This window comes from Vibrio sp. R10-SG-ISO4 (assembly GCF_059834135.1).
Map to the genome: position 1 here is coordinate 86,921 of NZ_JCBDHJ010000002.1, position 25,390 is coordinate 112,310.

General features: G+C 50.2%; 14 protein-coding genes and 2 tRNA genes. 10 read left to right on the forward strand and 6 right to left on the reverse strand.

Going from position 1 to position 25,390, the window contains the following annotated elements; translation table 11 throughout:
• Nucleotide 1: 1 nt before the first annotated feature.
• The 7 genes from AC6R03_RS01370 to truB all read left to right on the forward strand — a co-directional run bounded on the left by AC6R03_RS01370 (nt 2) and on the right by truB (nt 6,626).
• Nucleotides 2-85 (forward strand) — tRNA-Leu (locus AC6R03_RS01370).
• Between the two features lie 55 nt (nt 86-140).
• A tRNA-Met gene (locus tag AC6R03_RS01375) sits at nt 141-217 on the forward strand.
• 252 nt (nt 218-469) lie between these two features.
• Nucleotides 470-925, forward strand: a complete 456-nt coding sequence (gene rimP, locus AC6R03_RS01380; RefSeq protein WP_334554268.1) for a ribosome maturation factor RimP — start codon at nt 470-472, stop codon at nt 923-925.
• A 24-nt stretch (nt 926-949) separates the two neighbouring features.
• Nucleotides 950-2,437 (forward strand): transcription termination factor NusA, encoded by a 1,488-nt coding sequence (gene nusA, locus AC6R03_RS01385; RefSeq protein WP_334554270.1) that lies wholly within the window; start codon nt 950-952, stop codon nt 2,435-2,437.
• 22 nt (nt 2,438-2,459) lie between these two features.
• A complete protein-coding gene (infB, locus tag AC6R03_RS01390) occupies nt 2,460-5,171 on the forward strand; it encodes a translation initiation factor IF-2 (RefSeq protein ID WP_500631788.1) in 2,712 nt (903 codons plus the stop codon).
• A gap of 109 nt (nt 5,172-5,280) precedes the next feature.
• Nucleotides 5,281-5,682 carry a 30S ribosome-binding factor RbfA gene (gene rbfA, locus AC6R03_RS01395; protein ID WP_500631787.1) on the forward strand — a complete coding sequence of 134 codons (402 nt, stop codon included), beginning with the start codon at nt 5,281-5,283 and terminating at the stop codon, nt 5,680-5,682.
• On the forward strand, nt 5,682-6,626 hold the full coding sequence (gene truB, locus AC6R03_RS01400) for a tRNA pseudouridine(55) synthase TruB (RefSeq protein ID WP_500631786.1): 945 nt from the start codon (nt 5,682-5,684) through the stop codon (nt 6,624-6,626). Before rbfA ends, truB begins: the two co-directional genes overlap by 1 nt.
• Before the next feature lie 77 nt (nt 6,627-6,703).
• Here truB and AC6R03_RS01405 read toward each other — a convergent pair whose 3' ends face one another.
• From AC6R03_RS01405 to gltB (AC6R03_RS01425), 5 genes are all read right to left on the reverse strand, one after another.
• Nucleotides 6,704-7,144, reverse strand: a complete 441-nt coding sequence (locus AC6R03_RS01405; RefSeq protein WP_500631785.1) for a DUF1499 domain-containing protein — start codon at nt 7,142-7,144, stop codon at nt 6,704-6,706.
• Between the two features lie 43 nt (nt 7,145-7,187).
• Nucleotides 7,188-8,600 carry an FAD-dependent oxidoreductase gene (locus AC6R03_RS01410; protein ID WP_500631784.1) on the reverse strand — a complete coding sequence of 471 codons (1,413 nt, stop codon included), beginning with the start codon at nt 8,598-8,600 and terminating at the stop codon, nt 7,188-7,190.
• Nucleotides 8,601-8,614: 14 nt separating this feature from the next.
• The gene (gene gltB / locus AC6R03_RS01415; protein ID WP_500631783.1) at nt 8,615-13,078 is read right to left on the reverse strand and encodes a glutamate synthase large subunit; all 4,464 of its coding nucleotides are present in this window, start codon (nt 13,076-13,078) and stop codon (nt 8,615-8,617) included.
• Between the two features lie 397 nt (nt 13,079-13,475).
• Nucleotides 13,476-14,945, reverse strand: a complete 1,470-nt coding sequence (locus AC6R03_RS01420; RefSeq protein ID WP_334554283.1) for a glutamate synthase subunit beta — start codon at nt 14,943-14,945, stop codon at nt 13,476-13,478.
• Nucleotides 14,945-19,483: a glutamate synthase large subunit gene (gene gltB, locus AC6R03_RS01425; protein WP_500631782.1), complete on the reverse strand. Its 4,539-nt coding sequence runs from the start codon at nt 19,481-19,483 to the stop codon at nt 14,945-14,947. Before gltB (AC6R03_RS01425) ends, AC6R03_RS01420 begins: the two co-directional genes overlap by 1 nt.
• 513 nt (nt 19,484-19,996) lie before the next feature.
• On the opposite strand from gltB (AC6R03_RS01425), the gene mnmL reads away from it, so the two are divergent.
• From mnmL to AC6R03_RS01440, 3 genes are all read left to right on the forward strand, one after another.
• On the forward strand, nt 19,997-20,941 hold the full coding sequence (gene mnmL, locus AC6R03_RS01430) for a tRNA modification radical SAM protein MnmL/YtqA (protein ID WP_500631781.1): 945 nt from the start codon (nt 19,997-19,999) through the stop codon (nt 20,939-20,941).
• A gap of 133 nt (nt 20,942-21,074) precedes the next feature.
• A complete protein-coding gene (arcB, locus tag AC6R03_RS01435) occupies nt 21,075-23,417 on the forward strand; it encodes an aerobic respiration two-component sensor histidine kinase ArcB (protein WP_500631780.1) in 2,343 nt (780 codons plus the stop codon).
• Between the two features lie 4 nt (nt 23,418-23,421).
• A complete protein-coding gene (locus tag AC6R03_RS01440; RefSeq protein ID WP_500631779.1) occupies nt 23,422-23,868 on the forward strand; it encodes a hypothetical protein in 447 nt (148 codons plus the stop codon).
• Nucleotides 23,869-23,950: 82 nt separating this feature from the next.
• On the opposite strand, the gene tolC is transcribed toward AC6R03_RS01440, so the two are convergent.
• Nucleotides 23,951-25,282, reverse strand: coding sequence for an outer membrane channel protein TolC (tolC, locus tag AC6R03_RS01445; RefSeq protein ID WP_500631778.1), 1,332 nt, complete (start codon nt 25,280-25,282; stop codon nt 23,951-23,953).
• Nucleotides 25,283-25,390: the final 108 nt, after the last annotated feature.

Below are 25,390 nucleotides of genomic sequence, written 5' to 3' on the forward strand. Positions count from 1 at the left end.
TGCCGAGATGGTGAAATTGGTAGACACGCTAGCATGAGGTGCTAGTGCCTTTGGTGTGAGGGTTCGAGTCCCTCTCTCGGCACCATTATTTACAAACTTGTAAAACACCTTGGAGAGCGTATAATGCTCGACAAGTCGGACGCGGGGTGGAGCAGCTTGGTAGCTCGTCGGGCTCATAACCCGAAGGTCGTCGGTTCAAATCCGGCCCCCGCAACCAATTCCTACATTGAGATTTGACCAGTTCTTATCTGATGAAAAGTAGGATGTTGCAAGTTTTCGCAGTCTTGATTATGTCGAATAGTCACTGCGAGTTAAATGATGAAATGCATCGTTTAACGTATCAGGGTCCAGCAACAAAAAACCCCGACTATATCGGGGTTTTTTGTTATCTGAACTTTTTAAAAGTTCAGAGCTTGCTTGGAATTTAAATTGGGCTCTGAGCCCTTTTTTTGTTTCTGGAGTGGTTTAAATGACTGGTTTAGAAAGACAACTTACTGAAATGCTTGAAGCTCCTGTAGCAGCATCAGGTTATGAGTTAGTTGGATTAGAATTTATTCGCGCAGGCGAACACTCAACGTTGCGTATTTTTATTGACCATGAAAATGGCATTACCGTCGATGACTGTGCAGAAGTGAGTCGTCAGGTCAGTGCGGTGATGGACGTTGAGGATCCAATCACAGTGGCTTACAACCTAGAAGTGTCTTCACCAGGTTTAGAAAGACCACTTTTCAAAGCGGCACATTATGAGCAATTTATTGGTCACGAGGTCAGCATCGTTTTGAAAATGGCTGTCGGTAACCGTCGTAAGTGGAAAGGTGTTATCCACTCTGTCGAAGGTGAAACAGTGACGATTACTGTGGATGGCAACGATGAAGAGTTTGCATTAAGCAACATTTCAAAAGCTAACCTGATCCCTAAATTTTAAGCGAAGTCTTAGAGGCTATTTAAAATGAGTAAAGAAATTTTAGCGGTAGCAGAAGCGGTATCGAACGAAAAAGCGGTACCTCGTGAGCGTATTTTTGAAGCATTAGAAATCGCACTCGCTACCTCGACTAAGAAAAAGTACGAAATCGAAATCGAGGTTCGCGTAGCTATCGACCGTAAAACCGGTGAGTTTGATACTTTCCGCCGTTGGTTAGTGGTGGAAGAGGTTGAGCATCCAACGAAAGAGATCTCACTAGAAGCGGCACAATTCGAAGATCCTGAGCTGCAAGTTGGCGATTATGTAGAAGACGAAATCGAATCGGTGACGTTTGACCGTATTACGACGCAAACTGCGAAGCAAGTGATTGTTCAGAAAGTTCGCGAAGCAGAGCGTGCACAGATCGTTGAACAGTTCATCGACAACGAAGGTGAGCTTGTGACTGGCGTGGTGAAGAAAGTGAACCGCGACACCATCATTCTTGATCTGGGTAACAACGCGGAAGCGGTTATTCTGCGTGATGACCAATTACCACGTGAGAACTTCCGTCCTGGTGACCGTGTACGTGGCCTACTGTACCGCGTCGCGCCAGAAGCGCGTGGCTTCCAGCTATTCATCACACGTTCTAAGCCAGAAATGTTGGCAGAACTGTTCCGTGTTGAAGTGCCAGAAATCGCAGAAGAAATCATCGAGCTGAAAGGTGCAGCGCGTGATCCTGGTTCTCGTGCAAAAATTGCCGTGAAGACCAACGATAAGCGTATTGACCCTGTCGGTGCCTGTGTGGGTATGCGTGGTGCGCGTGTTCAAGCCGTATCGGGTGAACTTGGCGGTGAGCGTATTGATATCGTGCTTTGGGATGATAACCCAGCGCAGTTCGTGATTAACGCTATGGCACCGGCTGATGTCGCTTCCATCATTGTTGATGAAGATACGCACTCAATGGACATCGCGGTTGAAGCGGACAACCTAGCTCAGGCGATTGGTCGTAACGGTCAAAACGTTCGTCTCGCCTCTCAGCTAACGGGTTGGGAACTGAACGTCATGACGGTTGAAGATCTTCAGAAGAAACACGCTGAAGAGTCACAAGCGTCTATCGAAAACTTTATGAAGTACCTAGATATTGAAGAAGACTTTGCTCAACTGCTTGTTGAAGAAGGCTTCTCGACTCTAGAAGAGATTGCTTACGTACCCGTAAACGAGCTACTAGAGGTTGATGGTTTGGATGAAGATCTTGTTGAAGAGCTACGTAGCCGTGCCAAAGAAGCATTGACCACGATCGCCCTAGCACAAGAAGAATCGTTTGAAGGTCTAGAGCCTGCAGAAGATTTACTAGGTCTTGAAGGCCTAGAACGCGAAATGGCATTTAAACTGGCAGCAAAAGGTGTCTCCACATTGGAAGATCTTGCTGACCAGGGTATTGATGACCTAGAAGGTATTGAAGGCCTAACTGAAGAGCGTGCGGGCGAGCTGATCATGGCAGCACGTAACATCTGTTGGTTCGGCGAAGAAGCATAATTTCCCAGCAAGGAGGAGCGGCATGACGCAAATTACCGTTAAAGCACTAAGTGAAGAAATTGGTACGCCAGTAGACCGCCTATTAGAGCAACTTGCTGACGCAGGAATGAAAAAAGCGAGCACAGATCAAGTCACAGAAGATGAAAAACAGAAACTGCTGACTCATCTGAAAAAAGCGCACGGCGACACCAATGGTGATGCTGAGCCAACTCGCTTAACCCTGCAACGTAAAACTCGCAGCACACTGAGTGTTAATGCGGGTGGCGGCAAAAGCAAAGAAGTCAACGTTGTGACTCGTAAGAAACGTACTTACGTGAAAGCGAGCACAATTGAAGATGAAGCGAAACGTGAGGCTGAAGAAGCCGCTCAACGTCAAGCTGAAGAAGCGGCAAAACGCGAAGCTGAAGAAGTAGCAAAACGTGAAGCCGAAGAAGCAGCAAAACGTGCAGCAGAAGAAGCAGCAAAACGCGAAGCGGAAGAAAAAGCGAAACGTGAGGCAGAAGAGAAAGCCAAACGTGACGCTACCGAGAAGGCGAAACGTCAATCTGGACAACAGAACGAACGTAGCGCTGAAGAGAAATCTAAGCAAGAAGCAGCGCGAAAAGAGGCCGACGAGCTTAAACGTCGTCAGGAAGAAGAAGCTAAGCGTAAGGCTGAAGAGGAAAGTCAGCGCCAGCTTGAAGAAGCTCGCGAATTGGCTGAGAAGAATAAAGAGCGTTGGTCTGCTGCTGAAAAGAAAAAGGGTGATATGGAAAATACAGATTACCATGTAACGACTTCAACCTACGCACGTGAAGCCGAAGATGAAGCAGATCGCCGTGAAGAAGCGGGTCGTCGTCGCAAGAAGAAGAAACTCTCTAGCAAAAACGATGATCAAGAACGCAACGCTCGCCCTGGACGTGGTAAAGGCCGCGCGAAAGGTCGTCTAGCGAAGCCTTCTTCTATGCAACAAGCGTTCGACAAGACCGCTGCGGTTGCAAAAGCGGACGTTGTGATTGGTGAAACCATCGTGGTTTCTGAACTGGCAAACAAGATGTCAGTGAAAGCAACAGAAGTGATTAAAGCGATGATGAAGATGGGCGCAATGGCGACCATCAACCAAGTGATTGACCAAGAAACAGCGCAATTGATCGCTGAAGAAATGGGTCACAAGGTCGTGTTGCGTAAAGAGAATGAGCTTGAAGAAGCGGTTCTAAACGATCGTGATAGCCACGCAGAAGCGACACCTCGTGCGCCAGTTGTGACCATCATGGGTCACGTTGACCACGGTAAAACATCGACGCTTGACTACATCCGTCGTACACACGTGGCTTCAGGCGAAGCGGGTGGTATTACCCAGCACATCGGTGCTTACCACGTAGAAACTGAAAACGGTATGATTACCTTCCTTGATACTCCTGGACACGCGGCGTTTACCGCAATGCGTGCTCGTGGTGCTCAAGCGACGGATATCGTTGTTCTTGTGGTTGCGGCAGACGATGGCGTAATGCCACAAACGGTTGAGGCTATCCAGCACGCGAAAGCGGCAGAAGTGCCTCTAATCGTTGCGGTGAACAAGATCGATAAAGAAGATGCGAACCCAGATAACGTGAAGAATGAGCTTGCTCAGTACGACGTTATTCCTGAGGAGTGGGGCGGTGAGAACATGTTCGTTCACATCTCTGCGAAACAGGGTACCAACATCGACGGTCTTCTAGAAGCGATCCTTCTTCAGTCTGAAGTTCTTGAACTTACAGCTGTGAAAGAAGGCATGGCGTCTGGTGTTGTGGTTGAATCGCGTCTAGATAAAGGTCGCGGTCCAGTGGCTACAGTACTGGTTCAGTCAGGTACCCTAAATAAGGGCGACATCGTTCTTTGTGGTCAAGAATACGGCCGTGTTCGTGCTATGCGCGACGAGCTAGGTCACGAGATCACAGAAGCTGGTCCATCTATCCCTGTAGAGATCTTGGGTCTTTCTGGTGTGCCTTCTTCAGGTGACGAAGCTACGGTTGTCCGTGATGAGCGTAAAGCACGTGAAGTCGCTAACTACCGCGCTGGTAAGTTCCGTGAAGTGAAACTGGCTCGTCAGCAGAAATCCAAACTTGAGAACATGTTCTCTAACATGGCTGCAGGTGAAGTGGCTGAGCTGAACGTTGTACTAAAAGCGGACGTACAGGGCTCGGTTGAAGCAATCGCAGACTCACTACTGAAACTTTCTACTGACGAAGTGAAAGTGAACATCGTGGGTTCTGGTGTGGGTGGTATCACTGAGACAGATGCAGTACTGGCTGAAGCGTCTAACGCTATCATCCTTGGCTTTAACGTACGTGCGGATGCATCAGCTCGTCGTGCAATTGAAGCGGCAAGCGTTGACCTACGTTACTACTCAATCATTTACCAATTGATTGACGAAGTGAAACAAGCAATGGGCGGTATGCTTGCTCCAGAATTCAAGCAAGAGATCATTGGTCTTGCTGAAGTACGTGACGTATTTAAGTCACCGAAACTGGGCGCAATCGCTGGTTGTATGGTCACAGAAGGCGTGATCAAGCGTAACAACCCAATCCGCGTACTGCGCGAAAACGTTGTTATCTACGAAGGTGAGCTTGAGTCCCTACGTCGCTTTAAAGATGACGTTCAAGAAGTTAAGAACGGCTACGAATGTGGTATCGGCGTTAAGAACTACAATGATGTTCGCGTCGGTGACCAAATCGAAGTCTTCGAAACAGTGGAAATCAAACGTACACTGGACTAATTGACTAACATTACTCTCAAAGGTCGAAAGACGAGAGCAATGGGTTGTTGAATACACCATGGGGGGCTGGCTTGACCATCCCCCCATTCTTTCTAATGTGAGAAAAGAGATGTCAAAAGAATTTAGCCGTACTCAGCGCGTTGCGCAGCAGTTACAAAAAGAATTGGCGATGATCCTCCAGCGTGAAGTTCGTGACTCACGTCTGGGCATGGTGACTATTTCCGATGTCGAAGTGTCACGTGATTTGGCCTACGCCAAAGTGTTTGTCACTTTCCTATGTGTTGGCGAGCAAACCCCAGAATCATGTCTGGCGGCACTGCGTGAGCACGAAGTACACATCCGTATGATGCTGGGTAAGCGTATTCGTCTGCGTCTGACACCAGAAATCCGCTTTCATTACGACAACACCTTAGTTGAAGGTATGCGCATGTCTAACCTCGTTAGTGAGGTGATTAGTCAAGACAAACGCAAACAACACAACGCAGGTCGTGATGAAGAGGAAGAGAACTAATGGCACGTCGTCGTAAAGGTCGTCCTATTGATGGTGTGATCCTATTGGATAAACCCACTGGGATTTCATCCAACGACGCACTGCAAAAGGTCAAACGCATCTACTTTGCGGAGAAAGCGGGTCATACCGGGGCGCTCGATCCTTTGGCAACCGGCATGCTGCCGATTTGTTTGGGCGAAGCGACCAAGTTTTCTCAGTTCTTGCTCGATTCGGACAAGCGATACCGAGTGATTGCCAAGCTGGGCGAGCGAACCAACACCTCAGATTCAGACGGAGAAGTGGTCGAAACGCGCCCTGTGAATGTTGAGCTCCCTATGCTCGAAGCGTGTATCGACAAGTTCCGCGGCGAATCCGACCAAGTACCGTCAATGTTCTCGGCCCTGAAATATCAGGGTAAGCCGCTGTATGAGTATGCTCGTCAAGGCATTGAAGTCCCTCGTGAAGCGCGCAAGATCACCGTGTACGAGATTACCCTCCATCGCTTCGAAGGCGATGAAGTCGAGATGGAAATACACTGCTCGAAAGGCACTTATATCCGCACTATCGTAGACGATCTTGGTGAAATGCTCGGTTGTGGCGCGCATGTGACCATGCTGCGTCGCACGGCGGTCGCGAACTACCCGTACGAGAATATGGTGACGCTAGAGCAGCTCAATGAGCTTCTTGAACAAGCGCATCGTGAAGAGCGCGCGCCGCGTGAGTTACTTGACCCGCTGTTGCTCCCTATGGACACCGCTGTTGAAGATCTGCCTGAGGTGAACTTGATTCCTGAATTGGCCGATCTCGTCATGCATGGTCAGCCTGTGCAAGTTTTCGGCGCTCCGACTGAGGGTACGGTTCGCCTAACGAAAGGTGAAGAGAAGTGTTTTATCGGCGTTGGTGAAATGAACGACGACGGTAAGATTGCCCCAAAGCGTCTCGTCGTATTCAGAGACCCGGTTTAATACCGATATAAGCCTCTCTCAACGACAAAAAACCGAAGCACTATCAGCGCTTCGGTTTTTTATTTTAAGCGTCTTGGTTACTCTATGAGCCCTTCGGCTTTCAGGAAGTCACGAAGTTGCTCTGCGCGTTTGCGATTGACGCCAAAATCAGAGTAACCCACACGCGACTCTGAGCGCACCATTAGCGCTCCGTCGGTCATTTTTAGCTCCAAGTCATCGACGAAACGCAGGATTTTTGAGGTGCACTCAATACGTAAGTAACCTTCATCGCTGACCGCGGTTTTGGCGCCGGGTAATTGCAGGGCGGCGAGCTCAATCGCATCGATGTTGGCCTCTTTAGTCAGAATAAAGGGTGCGAGAGAAAACTTCTCTCGCGTATCCTGAGTAGAGACACAATTAGGTTTGTCACCACAGGGCTCGGCGCTTCTGTCTGTCATTGTCGTCACTCCTTGGCTGCAACCCGCGAGAGCGAACGACGCGAGTAGCAGAGTGGTTAGGGTTCGCCATTGGGGTTTCATTGGTTCTCCTTACTGAGAGGGGGCTTCACGGACTTTAAGAAGGTTACACTTCTAGAAAGTCTAAGATACCTTCTGCCGCTTTGCGTCCTTCATCGATGGCCGTGACTACAAGATCGGAGCCGCGCACAGCATCACCACCGGCAAAAATCTTCTCGTTACTGGTCTGGTAACGGTAAGTTTGTTCAGATGCCGCTTTAATTCGGCCCCACTGATCCAGCTCTACACCATAAGGTTCTAACCAGCTCATTTGGTGCGGCTGAAAACCAAACGCCATAATGACTGCATCGGCGGCCAGTACGTGTTCGCTGCCTTCGACCGGCTCTGGGCGGCGGCGCCCAGCAGCATCTGGTTCACCCAATGCCGTTTTGACCACCTTGACCCCAGTGACCTGACCGCTTGCGTTGACTTCTAACCCCAAAGGCTGAAGGTTAAACATAAAATCTACCCCTTCTTCTTTGGCGTTTTTCACTTCGCGCCTTGAGCCAGGCATGTTCTCTTCATCACGGCGGTAAGCACAAATCACGTTTGCAGCGCCTTGGCGGATAGAGGTGCGCACACAGTCCATCGCGGTGTCTCCCCCGCCGAGGACGACGACATTTTTCCCAGCCATATCAATAAACGGTTTGTCGTCTTTAAGGTCCATCACTTTATAGGTATTGGAAATCAAAAACGGCAGCGCGTCATACACGCCAGGTGCGTCTTCATTCTCAAGTCCAGCGCGCATATTTTTGTACGTACCCACCCCTAAGAAGACCGCGTCGTAGTCGTTAATCAGCTCACTCATTTGAATGTCTTTACCGACTTCGACATTGAGACGGAACTCAACACCCATGTCACTAAAGATGCGGCGACGGTTTTCCATCACCCCTTTTTCTAATTTAAAGGAGGGAATACCAAAGGTGAGCAGCCCGCCGATCTCTGGGTAGCGATCAAACACGACTGGTTTCACGCCATTTCGGACTAACACATCGGCTGCAGCGAGACCTGCAGGGCCCGCGCCTATGATGGCGACTTTTTTATCCGTCCACTCGACTTTAGACAAGTCGGGCTTCCAGCCCATTTCGAACGCTTTGTCCGTAATGTATTTTTCAATGTTGCCGATGGTCACCGCACCAAAGTCATCATTGAGGGTACAGGAACCCTCACAAAGACGGTCTTGCGGGCAGACGCGTCCACACACTTCGGGCAAGCTGTTGGTTTGGTGAGACAGCTCAACGGCTTCAAGGATACGCCCTTCATTGGCGAGCTTTAGCCATTGCGGAATGTAGTTGTGAACCGGACATTTCCATTCACAGTAAGGGTTACCACAATCTAAGCAGCGATCCGCTTGGGCAGTCGCTTGCTGCTTGGTAAAGGGTTCATAAATCTCGACAAACTCTATCTTACGGATCTTAATCGGTTTTTTAGCCGGGTCGACACGCTGGACATCGATAAATTGGTATACGTTCTGGCTCATACATCCTCCATGACTTATTGTGCTTGAACGCGAAGTTCAGCAGCGCTACGACTTTGGTGACCAAGCAAGGTATTCAGATCCGCTGCTTGAGGTTTAACTAGGTAGAACTTCGGAATCCATTCATCAAAGTTCGCTAGGATATGCTCGGCATGTGCCGAACCGGTTTCCTCCAAGTGCTCGGCAATTAAGCCGCGTAGATGCTCTTGGTGGATATAGAGGTCGGCCAACGAAATCGCTTCTACCGACTCGTTATTCACTCGCCCTGCAAAGTCTTGATTATTATCTAGTACATAAGCAAAACCGCCCGTCATACCCGCGCCGAAGTTGACGCCTGTTGCGCCAAGAATCGCGACGATGCCACCGGTCATGTATTCACAAGCGTTATCACCCGCGCCTTCGATGACGGCAATGGTACCTGAGTTACGCACCGCAAAACGCTCACCCGCCGTTCCTGCAGCAAACAGTTTGCCGCCTGTCGCGCCATATAGGCAGGTATTGCCTATGATGGTCGCTTCATGGCATTTGAACGCCGTACCCAAGTGAGGTTTGATGACCAGTTTGCCACCTGCCATCCCTTTACCCACGTAATCGTTGGCATCGCCCGTGAGGATTTGTTCAACGCCGCCAGCGTTCCAGACACCAAACGATTGACCCGCTGTACCATCAAGGTAAATCTTGATGGGCGTGGCGGCCATGCCTTGGTTGCCATAGCGTTTGGCGATTTCGCCCGACAGACGTGCGCCCACTGAGCGATCGGTATTGATGACATTGTAGAAGAAGCTTGCGGGCTGCTGCGCTTCGATTGCGCTCATCGCATCATCGACCATCTGTTGGTTTAAGTGCGCTTTGTCAAACGGCGCGTTCGGCTCAGTCCAAAACAGCGGATGGTCTTCTGGAGAAACCGGTGCTTCGAGGATATTCGATAGATCCAGTTTTGCTTGTTTCGCCGTCATCCCTTCCACCGCTTGCAGCAGATCGGTGCGGCCAATCAGATCCGTGAGTTTTTCAACGCCCAACTCGGCGAGTAAGCCTCGCACTTCCTCAGCAAGGCCGGTGAAGTAATTCATTACCTGTTCGGGTAGGCCTTTGAAGTATTGATTACGCAAGGTTTCGTCTTGTGTCGCGACGCCCGTAGCACAGTTGTTTAAGTGACAGATACGCAGGAATTTACATCCCATCGCAACCATAGGCGCAGTACCAAAACCAAAACTCTCCGCACCGAGTATGGCCGCTTTGACCACATCGAGACCGGTTTTTAAACCGCCGTCGACTTGTAGGCGAATTTTATGACGCAAACCATTTGCGACCAGTGCTTGTTGGGTTTCCGCTAGACCGAGCTCCCATGGGCTGCCCGCGTATTTCACTGAGGTGAGTGGGCTGGCGGCGGTTCCGCCGTCGTAGCCAGAGATGGTGATAAGGTCAGCGTAAGCCTTTGCCACACCGGTGGCGATAGTGCCCACTCCCGGCTCAGAGACCAACTTAACGGAAACCAAGGCCTTTGGATTGACCTGTTTCAAATCGAAAATCAGCTGTGCCAAATCCTCGATGGAGTAAATGTCATGATGAGGTGGCGGTGAAATCAGGGTCACACCTTGGACGGAATAACGCAGTTTGGCAATTTCTGCCGTCACTTTGTGCCCGGGCAGCTGACCACCCTCACCGGGCTTGGCACCTTGCGCCACTTTGATTTGCAACACATCAGCATTGGTCAGGTAGTGGGGCGTCACGCCAAAACGGCCTGAAGCAACCTGCTTAATGCGTGAGTTTTTCTCGGTACCAAAACGGCGAGGATCTTCACCGCCTTCCCCAGAGTTGGAGTAGCCGCCTAGTCGGTTCATCGCCGTAGCCAGCGCTTCGTGCGCTTCGGGGCTTAGAGCGCCAATGGACATGGCGGCAGAGTCGAAGCGCTTGAATAGCTCCGTTGTTGGCTCAATGCGCTCAAGTGGCAAAGGCGTCTCGGCTTTTTTCAACGTCATCAAGTCACGCAGCATGGCAACCGGGCGCTCGTTCACTTGCTTGGCGTAGCTTTGGTAATCTTGGCTCTCGCCAGAGCGCACCGCTTTTTGCAATGTGCCGACGACATCCGGGTTGTAGGCATGGTATTCACCACCATGTACGTATTTCAGTAGCCCGCCGTGGTCGATAGACTTACGCTTCGCCCACGCTTTGCGCGAGAGATTAAAGAGGTCTTGTTGGAAGTCGTCAAAGTTGGCGCCTTGAATGCGCGTAGTGACGCCTTTAAAGCACAATTCGACCACGTCTTTGTGTAAGCCGACCGCTTCAAACAGCTGCGAGCAGCGATAAGAGGCCACGGTTGAAATGCCCATCTTGGACATGATCTTATACAGACCTTTATCAATACCGTATTGGTAATTCTGCATCACTTCTCGGTAGCTCTTTTCTACCGCACCGTCATCAATGAGTTTGCCTAGCGCTTCGTAGGCCAGGTAAGGGTAGACAGCGGTAGCGCCGAAACCGAGCAGTACCGCGAACTGGTGCGGATCGCGCGCGGTTGCTGTTTCGACGATGATATTGGCATCACAACGTAAGTTGGCATCGATAAGACGGGTTTGTACCGCACCTACTGCCATGGCTGCAGGAATCGGCAAACGGCCTTTGACTAATGCGCGGTCTGACAACACCACTAACACCGTCCCTTCACGCACGACTTGCTCAGCCTGTGCACATAAATCATCAATCGCTTGTTTGAGATCTTTCTGAGTCGGATCGTAGTTGATGTCTAAGATGGTGTTGCGGTAGTGGTCATCATCAAGCCCAAGCAACTGCTGCATGTCTGAGTAAAGCAGAACTGGAGAGCCAAACGTGACTCGATGGGCGTGACCATCGGTTTCACAAAAGACATTCATCTCTTGGCCGATACTGGTCGCCAATGACATCACGTGCTTTTCGCGCAGTGGGTCGATAGGCGGGTTGGTCACCTGAGCAAATTTCTGTCTAAAGTAATCGGTCACTAAGCGCTCTTTGGATGACAGCACTGCCATTGGCGTGTCATCACCCATAGAGCCGACGGCTTCTTGCCCCATATCGCCGAGTACGCGCAGCACTTGATCGACTTCTTCGTTACTCATCGCAAACTGCTTTTGATACGTCTTTAAAAGATCGTTATCGAAGCTCCGTTGGCCGACTTGATCGTCTGATAACTCAGCAAATGGCGTCAGCTTGCGAACGTTGTGCTCCATCCATTCGCGATAAGGATGACGGCTCTTGAGATCGTTGTCGATCTCGCTCGATTGCCACAACTTGCCTTGGCGTGTATCAATCACCAAGAGCTCACCGGGGCCGACACGACCTTTCTTCGCCACTTCATCCGGGGCGTAGTTCCAAATGCCGACTTCAGAGGCGAGGGTGATCAGCTTATCTTTAGTGATCACATAGCGGGCAGGGCGTAAACCATTGCGGTCTAAGTTACACGCCGCGTAACGTCCATCGGATAGAACGATGCCTGCTGGGCCATCCCAAGGCTCCATGTGTTTGGAGTTGAAGTCATAGAATGCGCGCAGTTCGGCATCCATATCTGGGTGGTTTTGCCATGCAGGCGGCACGAGCATACGCATCGCGCGGAAGATATCCATTCCACCAGCAAGGAACAAGTCCAGCATATTGTCTAGACTCGAGGAGTCTGAACCGGTTTCATTGACAAAAGGTGCCGCCGTTTGCAAATCCGGAAGAAGCGGCGAGGCAAATTTGTACGCACGTGCGCGCGCCCACTGGCGGTTGCCTTCAATGGTGTTGATTTCACCATTGTGCGCCAGATATCTAAACGGCTGCGCTAATGGCCAACGAGGTTGGGTGTTTGTAGAAAAGCGCTGGTGGAACAAACAGATAGCCGATTCCATGCGCAGATCCGCTAAGTCGAGGTAAAAGCGCGGTAAATCTGCTGGCATACACAGACCTTTGTAGACAAGGACCTGAGTCGACAAGCTACAAATGTAAAAATCGCTGTCATCGTGAATCTGTTTTTCGATGCGGCGGCGTGCAATATAGAGGCGGCGCTCAATGTCGCGCTCACGCCAACCTGCCGGTGCTGAAATAAACACCTGCTGAATGTTCGGTAATGAGTTTAACGCGATGGGACCAAGGACCGCAGAGTTGGTCGGCACTTCGCGCCAGCCAGCGACTGATAAGGTTTCTTTGGCTAACTCTTTGTTAATAATGTCTTTTGCAGATTGTGCTTTGACAGGGTCTGGGCTGAAAAAAATCATCCCGATGGCGTATTGTTTACCGAGATTGAAGCCTTTCTCTTTGGCGATCAGGCGCAGATAGGAATCGGGTTTTTGCAACAACAACCCACAACCATCGCCGGTTTTTCCGTCGGCGGCGATGCCACCACGGTGGGTCATGCGATCCAATGCTGAAATTGCGGTACGAACTAGCTTGTGGCTAGGTTCACCTTCCATGTGTGCAATTAAACCAAATCCACAGTTGTCTTTTTCAAGACGAGGATCATATAGAGCCATTGCAATTCTCCCTTTGCTTCGCTGTCTTCCAGACAGTACTACCAACGTATCCAGCTTGAACTCAAAAAGGGTTGGTAAATATGACTAACTATGCTTTCAAGTTGTTAAATTTTGCATAAATATACACAAAATTATCTTTTATTATTTTACAAAATTGGATGAATTAATTTTCATCGACTTCACAACGTATAGCTTATGATGAAAAAGGTCAAGTTTTTGGTGAATGATCACGCTAGGTGACTATTTACCAAGTAATTGACTAAAAAAAGTACGTCAAATCAGAGGGATAGAATTCTTATTGTTACATTTTTGTAACAATGAAAGTGTGAGGGATAAAAAAGACCAGCACAATGTGCTGGTCAACTGGATAGGTTTGGAAGGATGTCAGTGTAAGCGGTTATGCAGAAAGCATAAGTGAATCCGCTTTCGCTTCAAGGTGGGTTCCCCCCATCAGGTACTGGTCGATAGCACGTGCACACTCTCGACCTTCATTGATACAACGTACCACCAAAGATTGGCCGGTACGCATATCACCTGCGGCAAAGACACCCGCTTGATTGGTGGCGAAGTCTTGTGTCGCGACGTTGCCACGCTCATCAAGCGCTACATCAAGCTGAGCAAGAACGCCGGTCGGTTCTGGATGCAAGAAACCCATCGCCAAGAACGCCATATCACATGGAATCACGCGCTCGCTGCCTTCGACTTCTTTGAAGCTCGGGCGTTCACCCGGTTTGGCGTCTTGCCAAACAATGTCAGCGATACGCAGACCGGTGACGTCACCTTGGTCATTACCGATAAACTCTTTGGTCAGAATATTCCAGTGACGATCAACGCCCTCTTCGTGTGAAGTCGAGGTACGTAGGATCATTGGGTATTGTGGCCAAGGCATGTTCGCTGGGCGTTTCTCTGGTGGAATCGGCATGATTTCGACCTGGGTGACGCTGGCAGCGCCGTGACGGTTAGAAGTACCGACACAGTCTGAACCTGTATCACCGCCACCAATCACCACCACGTGTTTACCGGCAGCATGAATCTCTTCACCTTTGAGATCCATGTTGTTGGCTCGGCGGTTATTTTGTGCGAGGAACTGCATCGCAAAGTACACACCGTTAAGCTCGCGTCCCGGAACCGGAAGGTCGCGCGGTACGGTTGAACCACCGGTGAGCAACACCACATCGTACTCTTGACGAAGCTGCTGAGCGTTGACATCAACTCCCACGTGTTGGTTGACTTTAAACTCAACGCCCGCTTCGGCCATCAGGTTGATCTTGCGATCGATCACTTCCATGCTCAGTTTAAAGTCTGGAATGCCAAAGCGTAGCAATCCGCCCACTTTTTCATCACGTTCAAACACGGTGACACTATGGCCGGCGCTGTTCAGCTGCTCGGCTGCTGATAGACCCGCCGGGCCACTGCCGATGATCGCCACCGTTTTACCTGTGCGAGAGCGTGGCGTTTTAGGTTTAGCGTACCCTTCACGATACGCCGTTTCTACGATGGTTTTCTCAATGTTACAGATGGTGATAGGGTCTTGGTTGATCCCCAATACACACGCGCTTTCACACGGTGCAGGGCAGACGCGTCCAGTAAACTCTGGGAAGTTATTGGTGGAGCTTAGAATGTTCCACGCCTCTTCCCAGCTATCACGGTACACAGCATCATTGAACTCAGGAATGATGTTGCCAATGGGGCAACCGTTATGACAAAACGGTACACCACAGTCCATGCAGCGTGATGCTTGCGTATTGATCTTGCTACCAAATTCGTCGTTCAGGACGAACTCTTTGTTGTTCTTGATGCGCTCTTTGGGGTCGATCTTTTGTGGAAGTTCACGACCATGCTCTAAAAATCCAGTCGGCTTACCCATTACACTGCCTCCGTTTCTGCTTGTTCTGCCTCAGCTTGACGTTTTTGAAGCACCGCTTTGTAGTCACGTGGCATGACTTTCACCATCGCCGCTAAGCTTGCTTCAAAGTTGTCTAAGAAAGACTGAGCTACTTCACTTCCTGTGAATTGAACGTGTTTCGTCAACATATCTTGTAAGAAGGCTTTATCTTCTTGTTCGATAGGATCCAAATCGACCAACTCTGGGTTGAGTTTGGATTCAAAGTCACCCGACTTATCCCAAACGTAAGCGACACCGCCACTCATGCCAGCGGCAAAGTTGCGACCAGTCGATCCGAGGATAATCGCCGCGCCACCTGTCATGTATTCACAGCCGTGGTCTCCCACGCCTTCGACAACCACTTTCGCGCCCGAGTTACGTACACAGAAGCGCTCACCGGCCATACCGCGAATGAAGGATTCTCCGGAGGTCGCTCCGTAGAAACAGACGTTACCCACCACAATGTTGTCTTCGGCAACAATGCTTGATTTGGCATCTGGGTAGAGCACCAAGGTACCGCCAGATAGGCCTTTACCCCAGTAATCGTTCGCATCGCCTTCGACTTCAAATTTGACGCCTTTCGCAAGGAACGCACCGAACGATTGGCCAGCACTACCGGTAAACTTAACGTTCATCGGTTGAGGCAGACCTTGATCCTTGTACACCTTGGAAATCTCGTTAGACAACATGGTGCCAGCAGAGCGGTCAGTGTTGACGATCGGGAACTCAGCGTTGACCGCTTCGCCTTTTTCGAGCGCAGGGATCGCCGCTTGAATCAGTTTACGGTCAAGCACTTGCTCTAGGTTGTGATTCTGTACGGTCTGGTTGTAGACGCCGTCTTGCTCGCGCGGTTGCTCAACGTGCAACACAGGAGACAAGTCTAAGTTCTTGTATTTCCAGTGCGATAGGTCTTGGCGAATCTTCATTTTCTGACCTTGACCGACCATCTCATCAATGGTTCTAAAGCCAAGTTCCGCCATGATTTCACGCAAACCTTGTGCCATGTATTGGAAGAAGGTCACGACGTCTTCGACGCGGCCGTCAAAACGCTCACGCAGCGTTTTGTTTTGTGTCGCAATGCCCACAGGACAGGTGTTCTTATGACACTTACGCATCATAATACAGCCTTCTACTACCAGCGCAGCGGTTGCGACACCCCACTCTTCAGCGCCCAGTAATGTGGCGACAGCGAGGTCACGAGGCGTTTTCATCTGACCATCCGCTTGAACAACGATACGGTTACGTAGGCCGTTTTTCAGTAGCGTTTGGTGCGTTTCCGCCAAACCTAATTCCCAAGGTAGGCCCGTATGGCGAATCGATGACATCGGAGAGGCACCGGTACCGCCGTCGAAACCTGCGATAAGCACAACGTCTGCTTTGGCTTTCGCAACGCCTGAGGCAATCGTGCCGACACCCGCTTCGGAGACCAATTTGACGTTCACACGGCCAGCGCGGTTCGCGTTCTTCAAGTCGTAGATCAGCTGAGCCAAATCCTCGATAGAGTAAATATCGTGGTGTGGCGGTGGAGAAATCAGACCGACGCCCGGTGTTGAGTGACGAGTGGCGCCGATCCAATCATCGACTTTGTCACCCGGAAGCTGACCGCCTTCACCCGGTTTCGCGCCTTGCGCCATCTTGATTTGCAGTTCATCTGCGTTGGTGAGGTAGTATGAAGTTACCCCAAAGCGACCGGATGCGACCTGCTTGATAGCTGAGCGTTCCCAGTCACCGTTTTCTTTGCGCTCAAAGCGCATTGGGTCTTCACCACCTTCGCCCGAGTTAGACTTTGCGCCCAATCGGTTCATCGCAACGGCCAGCGTTGAATGCGCCTCGTAAGAGATCGAACCAAACGACATCGCGCCCGTGGCGAAGCGTTTCACGATGCTTTCAATCGGTTCTACTTCGTCGATGGGAATTGAGCCTGCTGGGTGCTTAACAAACTCCAACTGGCTACGCAGTGTCACCGCGTTGTCGCCTTGCTTATCCACCGCGGCCGCGTATTGCTTGAATTGATCGTAATCTTTGTTGCGTGTTGATTGTTGCAACAGCGAAATCGTCTCAGGATTGAAGAGGTGCTTTTCACCGCGCTGTTTCCACTGGTAGACGCCGCCGACATCCAACATTTGCACTGGGATTTCGCGTTGGGGGTAACCGACACGGTGACGAATGAGGACTTCTTTTGCGATGTCATCGAGCGTCAAACCTTGAATACGAGAGACGGTACCCGTGAAGTATTTGTCGACCACGGATTTGTGGATACCAAGCGCTTCAAAGATCTGTGCGCCATGGTAAGACTGCAAGGTTGAAATGCCCATTTTAGAGAAGATCTTCAGCAGGCCGCCGTTGATCGCCTTGCGATAGTTATCAAACAGATCGCGTGGGCTGGCTTCTGGATCGAGCTTCTTGGTGCGTTGCAGCTCAACAATGGTCTCAATCACCAAGTACGGGTTGACGGCATTGGCGCCGTAGCCAAGTAGCGTCGCGAAATGGTGCGTTTCACGCGCATCACCGGTTTCAACCACAATGTCACACTTCGCGCGTAGACCTTTGCGGATCAGGTGATGGTGAACGGCGCCGACGGCCAACATGGCTGGAATAGCCGCGTGGTTTGAGTTCACTGCGCGGTCTGTGAGTAGGATGATCGAGTAGCCATCGACCACCGCATCTTCGGCGTATTGACAGATACGCTTCAATGCACGCTCTAGTTTGCCTTGATCTTCATTGGCTTGGAACACGATATCGAGCGTTTTCGCCTGTAGGTGTTCGTTGTCGATCGCACGCAATTTCTCTAGCTCAGAGTTCGCGAGCACTGGCGATTCCAGTTCCACTTTTTGACAGTGAAGCGGAGTTTCAGTCAGCAGGTTATGATCTTTACCTAGGTAGGTATTGAGTGACATCACCATACGCTCACGGATCGGGTCGATCGGTGGGTTGGTAACCTGAGCAAACAACTGCTTAAAGTAGTTGGATAGATGCTGAGACTGGTGAGACAAGACAGCCAATGGCCAGTCTGCGCCCATGGCAGACAGTGGCTCTTTGCCTTCTTTCGCCATTGGAACAATGATTTCATTCACTTCTTCAGTGCTGACACCAAACGCTTGTTGACGATGGAGAAGGCGCTCTGGAGAAGGCTGGCTGAACTGGTTGCTCGCATCAGGCAGTTTCTTTAGGCTAAGTAGGTTATCTTTCACCCATTGTTCGTAAGGCTGAGCTCCTGCGATGGTATCTTTGACTTCTTCGTCAGAGATAATGCGACCTTGCTCTAAGTCCGCAACGAAGATACGACCTGGCTGCAAGCGGCCGCGGAACTCGACGTTCTCTGGGGCAATATCCACAACACCAGACTCAGAAGCCATCACAAGGAAGTTGTCTTTAGTCACGGTGTAGCGAGACGGGCGCAGGCCGTTACGATCGAGCGTTGCACCTACTTGGACACCATCGGTAAAGCAGACTGACGCTGGGCCGTCCCAAGGTTCCATGATGTTTGCGTGATACTGGTAGAACGCGCGACGTGTCGGATCCATGGTTTTGTTTTCTTGCCATGCCTCTGGGATCATCATCATCAATGCGTGTGGCAGGCTACGACCAGAGAGGACCAGTAGCTCAAGTGCCATATCGAAGTTTGAAGAGTCCGAGCTGCCTTCTTGACAGATAGGCAATAGCATGTCGATTTCTGCTTGTGTAAACAGATCCGATTCAATGATCGCCTCGCGGGCTTTCATCCAGTTTAAATTACCGCGAACGGTGTTGATCTCACCGTTGTGGGCGATATAACGGAAAGGTTGAGCCAGACGCCATTTCGGGAAGGTGTTGGTAGAGAAGCGAGAGTGTACCAACGCGAGCGCCGTCACCATGGTTGGGTTTTGCAGGTCGAGGAAGTATTGAGGCACTTGCTCTGTGGTCAATTGACCCTTATACACCAAGGTTTTGTAAGACATGGAGTTGATGTAGAAATCATCACCAATGTTCGACACGCTCTCAAGGCAGACGCGTACCGTGTAGTTACGCAGCACGTACAGCTTGCGCTCAAGCTCTTCTGGCGTCATACCTGGGCCGCCGGTGACAAACACGTGCTCGAACTGAGGCTCAGTGCTGAGAGGATCGGCGCCGATCATAGAGTTGTCGGTTGGCAGTACGCGGTAGCCGATGATTTCTAGGTCGAGACGCTTGGCGTTTCGCTCTAAGATGTCACGACATTGCTCGCGTTTGTATTCATCTTTCGGGAAGAGAACTACGCCAACGCCGTATTTTTCAAAAGAAGGCAGTTTGATACCGAGCTTTACTGCTTCTTCTAAAAGAAATTCATGGGGTTTTTGCAACAAGATACCCGCACCATCACCACTACAAGGGTCACAACCTTGACCACCGCGGTGTTCCATGCGAGCGAGCATATCGAGTGCTTGAGTCACAACTTCGTGTGATTTACGGTTTTTCAGGTGAGCAACAAAACCGATACCACAGGCGTCATGCTCCAGTTCTGGAGTATATAGACCCTGAGAACTTTGCTCTCTATCTACCATAGATACATCCTTCCAGTTCAATTAGACGCAATTACCCTAATCCGCAGGGGCGTCTTGTCCTTGATTTGTATGATTCGAAGTCAACCGAGGTGGGAGACTTAGATTCCGTTCCGTATCTCGCAGGAAAAATATTGCGAGAAAAACAATCCTTGGTGATATCCATGTTTTTATTGTCACTATGTAGTGATTTATATAGGTGGGAGGTGGATACCGCCGATGATTTTGCAATTTTGTCTGTAATAAAAATCACAAAAACTGTAAGTATCCTACAATTTTGTCAGCAGCAAATGCAATGAAAACTCGCCCTTGTCGCCCACTTTTTTCGCATGAACATGCACCATTGCGTTTAACTTTTGCGTAACATTTAGCGAAATGCCTGTATTTAATGAATGTTTATTGACTCTGATTAAAGTTGCGCCTGTTTGAAGTCGGTAGATTCCTCCCCGAATTATTTTCATGATTGTAATTTTTTTACATAAATCTTAATGAGATTTATTTACGTTTGGGTGGAAGATGCAGCTACACGAATTAGTCAATACCATTGGTCAAGATCTCCAGCGTCGCTATAAAGAGAAAGTGCACAAGCTGACCTTGCACGGTGGGTTCAGTTGCCCGAATCGCGACGGAACGATTGGCCGTGGTGGCTGTACCTTTTGCAATGTCGCTTCCTTTGCTGATGAGCAAGCTCAAGTGAAAAGCATTCAAGCCCAGCTCACTGACCGAGCGGGGGAGATTCGCCGCGCGAACAAGTATCTGGCTTATTTTCAGGCTTACACCAGTACCTACGCTGAGGTGCAAGTGCTCAAGTCGATGTATGAAGAGGCGCTCAAAGCGGCGGACATCGTTGGATTGTGCGTAGGGACGCGACCAGATTGTGTACCTGATGCGGTGCTTGAACTGCTTTCTGACTACGTGGAGCAAGGTTATGAAATCTGGCTAGAGCTTGGTTTACAAACCGCCAACAACGACACCCTTAAACGCATCAACCGTGGCCACGACTTTGAGTGTTATGCACGCATCACCGAGCGCGCTAGAGCGCTCGGGATCAAAGTGTGTACTCATCTGATTGTCGGCTTGCCGCGCGAAACACGTGATGACAACCTGGAGACTTTGCGCCAAGTGTTGGCGGTGGGTACCGATGGCATCAAACTGCACGGCTTGCACATTGTAGAAGGCAGTACCATGGCTAAAGCGTGGCGAGCTGGTAAACTGCAGGCGCCTGAGCTTGATGAATATGTTGCTATTGCCAGTGAAATGATCCGCATGACGCCACCGGAAGTGGTCTATCATCGCGTCTCTTCGGCGGCACGCAGACCTACCTTGTTGGCACCGCTTTGGTGTGAAAACCGCTGGCTGGCGATGACGGAAATTGGGCGCTCGCTCAATGCGTTGGGTGCGCAAGGCTCGTTGATTGAGCGTCCATTCGTTTACATAGCGCCGCCACTTGCCACGCCCTAAGCCTTGTCGCTTCACACATCCCACATTTAAACGTTCAGGAGTCAGAGAAGCCTTAGCAGCCCAAGGGCAAAAAAGGTAGTATGAAACCACTGTCCATCATGAGGCAGTGGTGATTCTAGGCTCGGAGCGTTTAATGAAACCGATAAAAAACCTCGCTCAGTATTATGTCGACCTCTTGGTCAAACTTGGCATTTTACGTTTCTCAATTTTGCTTGCTTTGGCGTTGGTGGCACTGGCCGTGGTGGTCCAGGTGGGGATCACGCTGGTGTTGAGTGGCCACGTGGATGATATTGACATTGTTCGCTCAGTCTTCTTTGGTCTACTCATCACGCCTTGGGCGGTCTATTTTCTTTCTGTGGTGGTGGATCAGCTTGAAGAGTCTCGTCAACGTTTATCCAAGCTCGTCTCTAAACTCAAAGACATGCGTTCAAGAGACCAAGAGCTGAACTACAAACTTCAACAAAACATCGAAAAACTCAATCAAGAAATTGAAGAGCGGATCAAAGCCGAATCGGCGCGCGAAGAAGCGATGAAAGATCTTGAAAATGAGGTCTATCAACGTGAGCGCACTCAAGTCGAGTTGGCGGAGCGCACCGCGCTGCTGCGATCCTTCATCGATGCCTCGCCCGATCTTATCTATTATCGTAACGCCGATGGGGTCTTTTCTGGATGTAACCGAGCGATGGAAGAGTTGACTGGTAAGAAAGAGAGCCAGTTAGTCGGTTTAACCCCTTGGGATGTCTACAGTCGAGAAATCGCGGAACCGATTGTCGATACCGACCAAAAGGTGTTTGCTGACAATCGCGCCTTGACCTACGAACAGTGGCTGGAATACCCAGATGGACGCAAAAACTACTTTGAGCTGCGCAAAGTACCGTTTTACAGCAAGGACGGTCGTCATTTAGGGTTGGTGGGTTTTGGCCGCGATATCACCGAGCGTAAACGTCATGAAGAGTCGCTGGAGAAAGCCAGTCGCGATAAAACCACGTTTATCTCCACCATCAGCCATGAACTGCGCACTCCGCTGAATGGCATTGTGGGATTGAGCCGCATGTTGCTTGATACGCAGCTGAATGAAGAGCAGCGCAAGCACATGCAAACCATTAACGTCAGCGCGATTACGCTCGGGAATATATTCAACGACATCATCGATATGGATAAGTTTGATCGTCGCAAATTGGAGCTCTACCCAGAGCCGATGAACTTTGAAGAGTTCGTGGCTGAGATGGAGAGTATCTCTGCGCTGATGGCCTCGCAAAAAGGCCTACGTTTTGATCTTGAGCGGCTTAGCGAGCTGCCTCACGGTATCGAAGTGGACGCGACTCGTCTGCGTCAGGTGCTGTGGAATTTGATCAGCAACGCGATGAAGTTTACTAAAGAAGGTGGGGTGGTGATGAGCGTCAGTGCAGAAACAGACGACGCCCATGCCTACATCAGCTTTGAGGTGGAAGACAGTGGTATCGGTATTCCCGAGGCGGAGCTCGATAAGATCTTTGCCATGTATTACCAAGTCAAATCGGAAACGGACAACCTGCACGCGGTCGGGACGGGGATTGGTCTTGCGGTCTCTAAACAGCTGATCAACATGATGGAAGGTGACATTACCGTCAGCAGTGAAGAGGGCTTTGGCAGTACCTTTACTGTGACGCTCAAAGCGCCGCTTGTCTCTTTGAATGAACCTGAGTCGGTGACGCAAGCCGCGTCACAAGAGCTCAATATCTTTATGGTGGAAGATATCGAGCTGAATGTCACCGTAGCGCGTTCACTGCTTGAAAGCCTCGGCCATGAAGTGACGATTGCGATGGATGGCGCTGAAGCGATGGAGATGTTTGATCCAGAGATCTATGATCTGGTGTTCCTCGATATCCAATTGCCCGATATGACCGGTTTTGATGTGGCGAGTTATTTCCGTCGCACATACTCTCACCTGCCGCCTTTGGTCGCGCTCACAGCTAACGTGATAAAGGATAAAAGCGAGTATCTCAACCAAGGGATGGACGATGCGATCAGTAAACCGCTGTCGGTGAAAGCGGTGTTAGATGTGATCGCTAAGTTCTCCGAGGTGCAATCGGGCAGTGAGCCAACAGAGAGCGAAACCGCGCCTGACAGCCACGAACATCTTGAAGCCTATCAGCAGCTGCTTGATATCGACATGTTGGAGTCTTATGTCGGCATCGTCGGGCCACAGCCCGTCCTTGACAGTATCACCATGTTTGAAGAGATGATGCCAGAGTATTTGCAAGTGCTCGATTCCAACATGACTGCCAAACATCAAGAGGGTATCGTCTCTGAAGCGCATAAGATCAAAGGGGCAGCCGGCTCGATAGGGTTAAAACGCATTCAAAGTGTGGCGCAAAAGGCGCAATCACCCCAATTACCCGCTTGGTGGGAAAACATAGATGATTGGGTTGAGGAAATGAAAAACGAATACCAGTATGATATTCAAGTTCTCAAAGACTGGTTAGCACAAAGGTAACGTGATGAAAAAGTTAGTCTCTCTTGTATTGGGCAGTGCTTTGCTGCTCGGATGTGCGGCACAAGATGTGGTGTGGAACAGCAGCGATCAACTCGATGTCGCTGAGGCAACCGTGGTGCTCGAAAGCAACCTCTGGTTAGATAAAATGCCCACAGTGGGTGATGACATCAAAGATACACTGCACGGGGCCTTGTACATCAAAAGCAATGCCGTGTTACCTGCGGAGCTTGATGTGGAAACCGTCACGCTCAAGCAGGGCGATCAGCTTTGGCAGTTGACGCCAGACCAATTTGATTTGCGTACTCAAGATGAGCATCACTGGGAAGTGTCCTTTAGTCAGCCGTTCGATGTGGGCAGCGAAGAGCCGATTGATGTAGCCGTCGCTCTTACTTACCAAGGCATGGTGAAGTGGCTGGTGCAAAACCAAGTGACGGTTGATAAGGTCTACTAAACGCTATTAGGTTAGAAGAATCGAGATAAAAAAATGGTTGGCCCACAAGCCAACCATTTTTTATTGTCAGTCACGTGAGGCCTTAGCTTGACGCTTTCAAACCCGCGTTGATATCAAGAATGTCTTGCTCACTCAAGGTACCAACAGCTTGACGCAATTGAAGCACGCTTAGGATGTAATCGTAACGTGCATTGGAGAGGTTTTTGTTGGCATCGTACAGACGACGTGTTGAATCAAGTACGTCAACGATGGTACGTGTACCGACATCAAAGCCCGCTTCTGTCGCTTCCAGCGCGGATTTTGCAGAGACGACGGTTTGTTCGTAAGCACGCAGGGCACCAATCGATGCGCTGATGTTGTTGTTGAACGCACGGACATCTTTCACCACGCTGCGGTAGGTCGCTTCAAGTTGTTGGCTGGCAGCAACGTAGTTGAATTCCGCTTGCTTGGTGAGCGAGGTCGTCGCACCACCGGTGTACAGTGGCACGCTAAGGTTAAGACCGATATTAAAGTCGTTAGTGGTACCGTTTGTAGAGTCGCTGTAATACTTGTCTAAGTCCGTGTAGCTGTAACCACCGTCGAGGGTTAATGACGGTAGGTGACCAGAGCTTTGCAAAGAGATGTTGTCTTTTGCCACATCTTGCGCGATACGCGCTGAGAGCAAGCTGAGGTTCTTCTGCTGCGCTTCTTCCACTAGGGCATCAATGGCCGCTTGAGTTTTCGTTGCCGAGAAACGGTCAGTATCGAGCACGTACAGTTCAGAGTGCGATTGACCCGTGATCTCACGTAGCCCTTCATAGCTGTTGGTCAATGTGTTTTGCGCCAGCACTTCATCGGCAAGCACTGAGTCGTATTGTGCTTGGGCATCATGCACATCGGTAATCGCTGACAGGCCCACTTCAAAACGCTGCTTAGTCTGCTCAAGCTGACGACCGACCGCGGCTTTTTCCGCTTGGACAAATTCGAGGTTGTCTTGTGCGCGCAACACATCAAAATAGGCAGTGGCAACACGTAGGATCAAAGCTTGTTGGATCGCCGCATAAGAGGCGTCTTGTTGACGGGCGCTTTTCTCCGCGGTGTCCAATGTAATCCAACTGGTACGGTTATAAAGTTGCTGCGAAAAAGCAATACCCGCTGTCAACGAGTTCACATCCGTATCGTATGACGATCCAGCATCTGTTTCTTTTTCACCACGGGTCAGGTTGTAACCTGCCGTTAAGTTAATTTGTGGCAGTAGCGTGGCGCGACTGGAAGTCACCGCTTCAAACGCTGCATCACGCTGAGCCGCTGCACTCAAAAGGGTGGGATCATTCTCTTTTGCCTGATCGTAGATTTCTGCCAGCGTGTCAGCTGATACTTGAGTGCTTAAGCCGCCTAACGCTGCGCTAATAAAAAGGGGAAGCAGTTTCTTCATTGGTCCTATTCCTGCCTATATATGAAAAAGTTGACTCATGGAGTTTAACCCAATTTGTTGTCATTTTGCTCGAATCTTTTCAGAGTTTTACATGTAACTGTCCAGCTG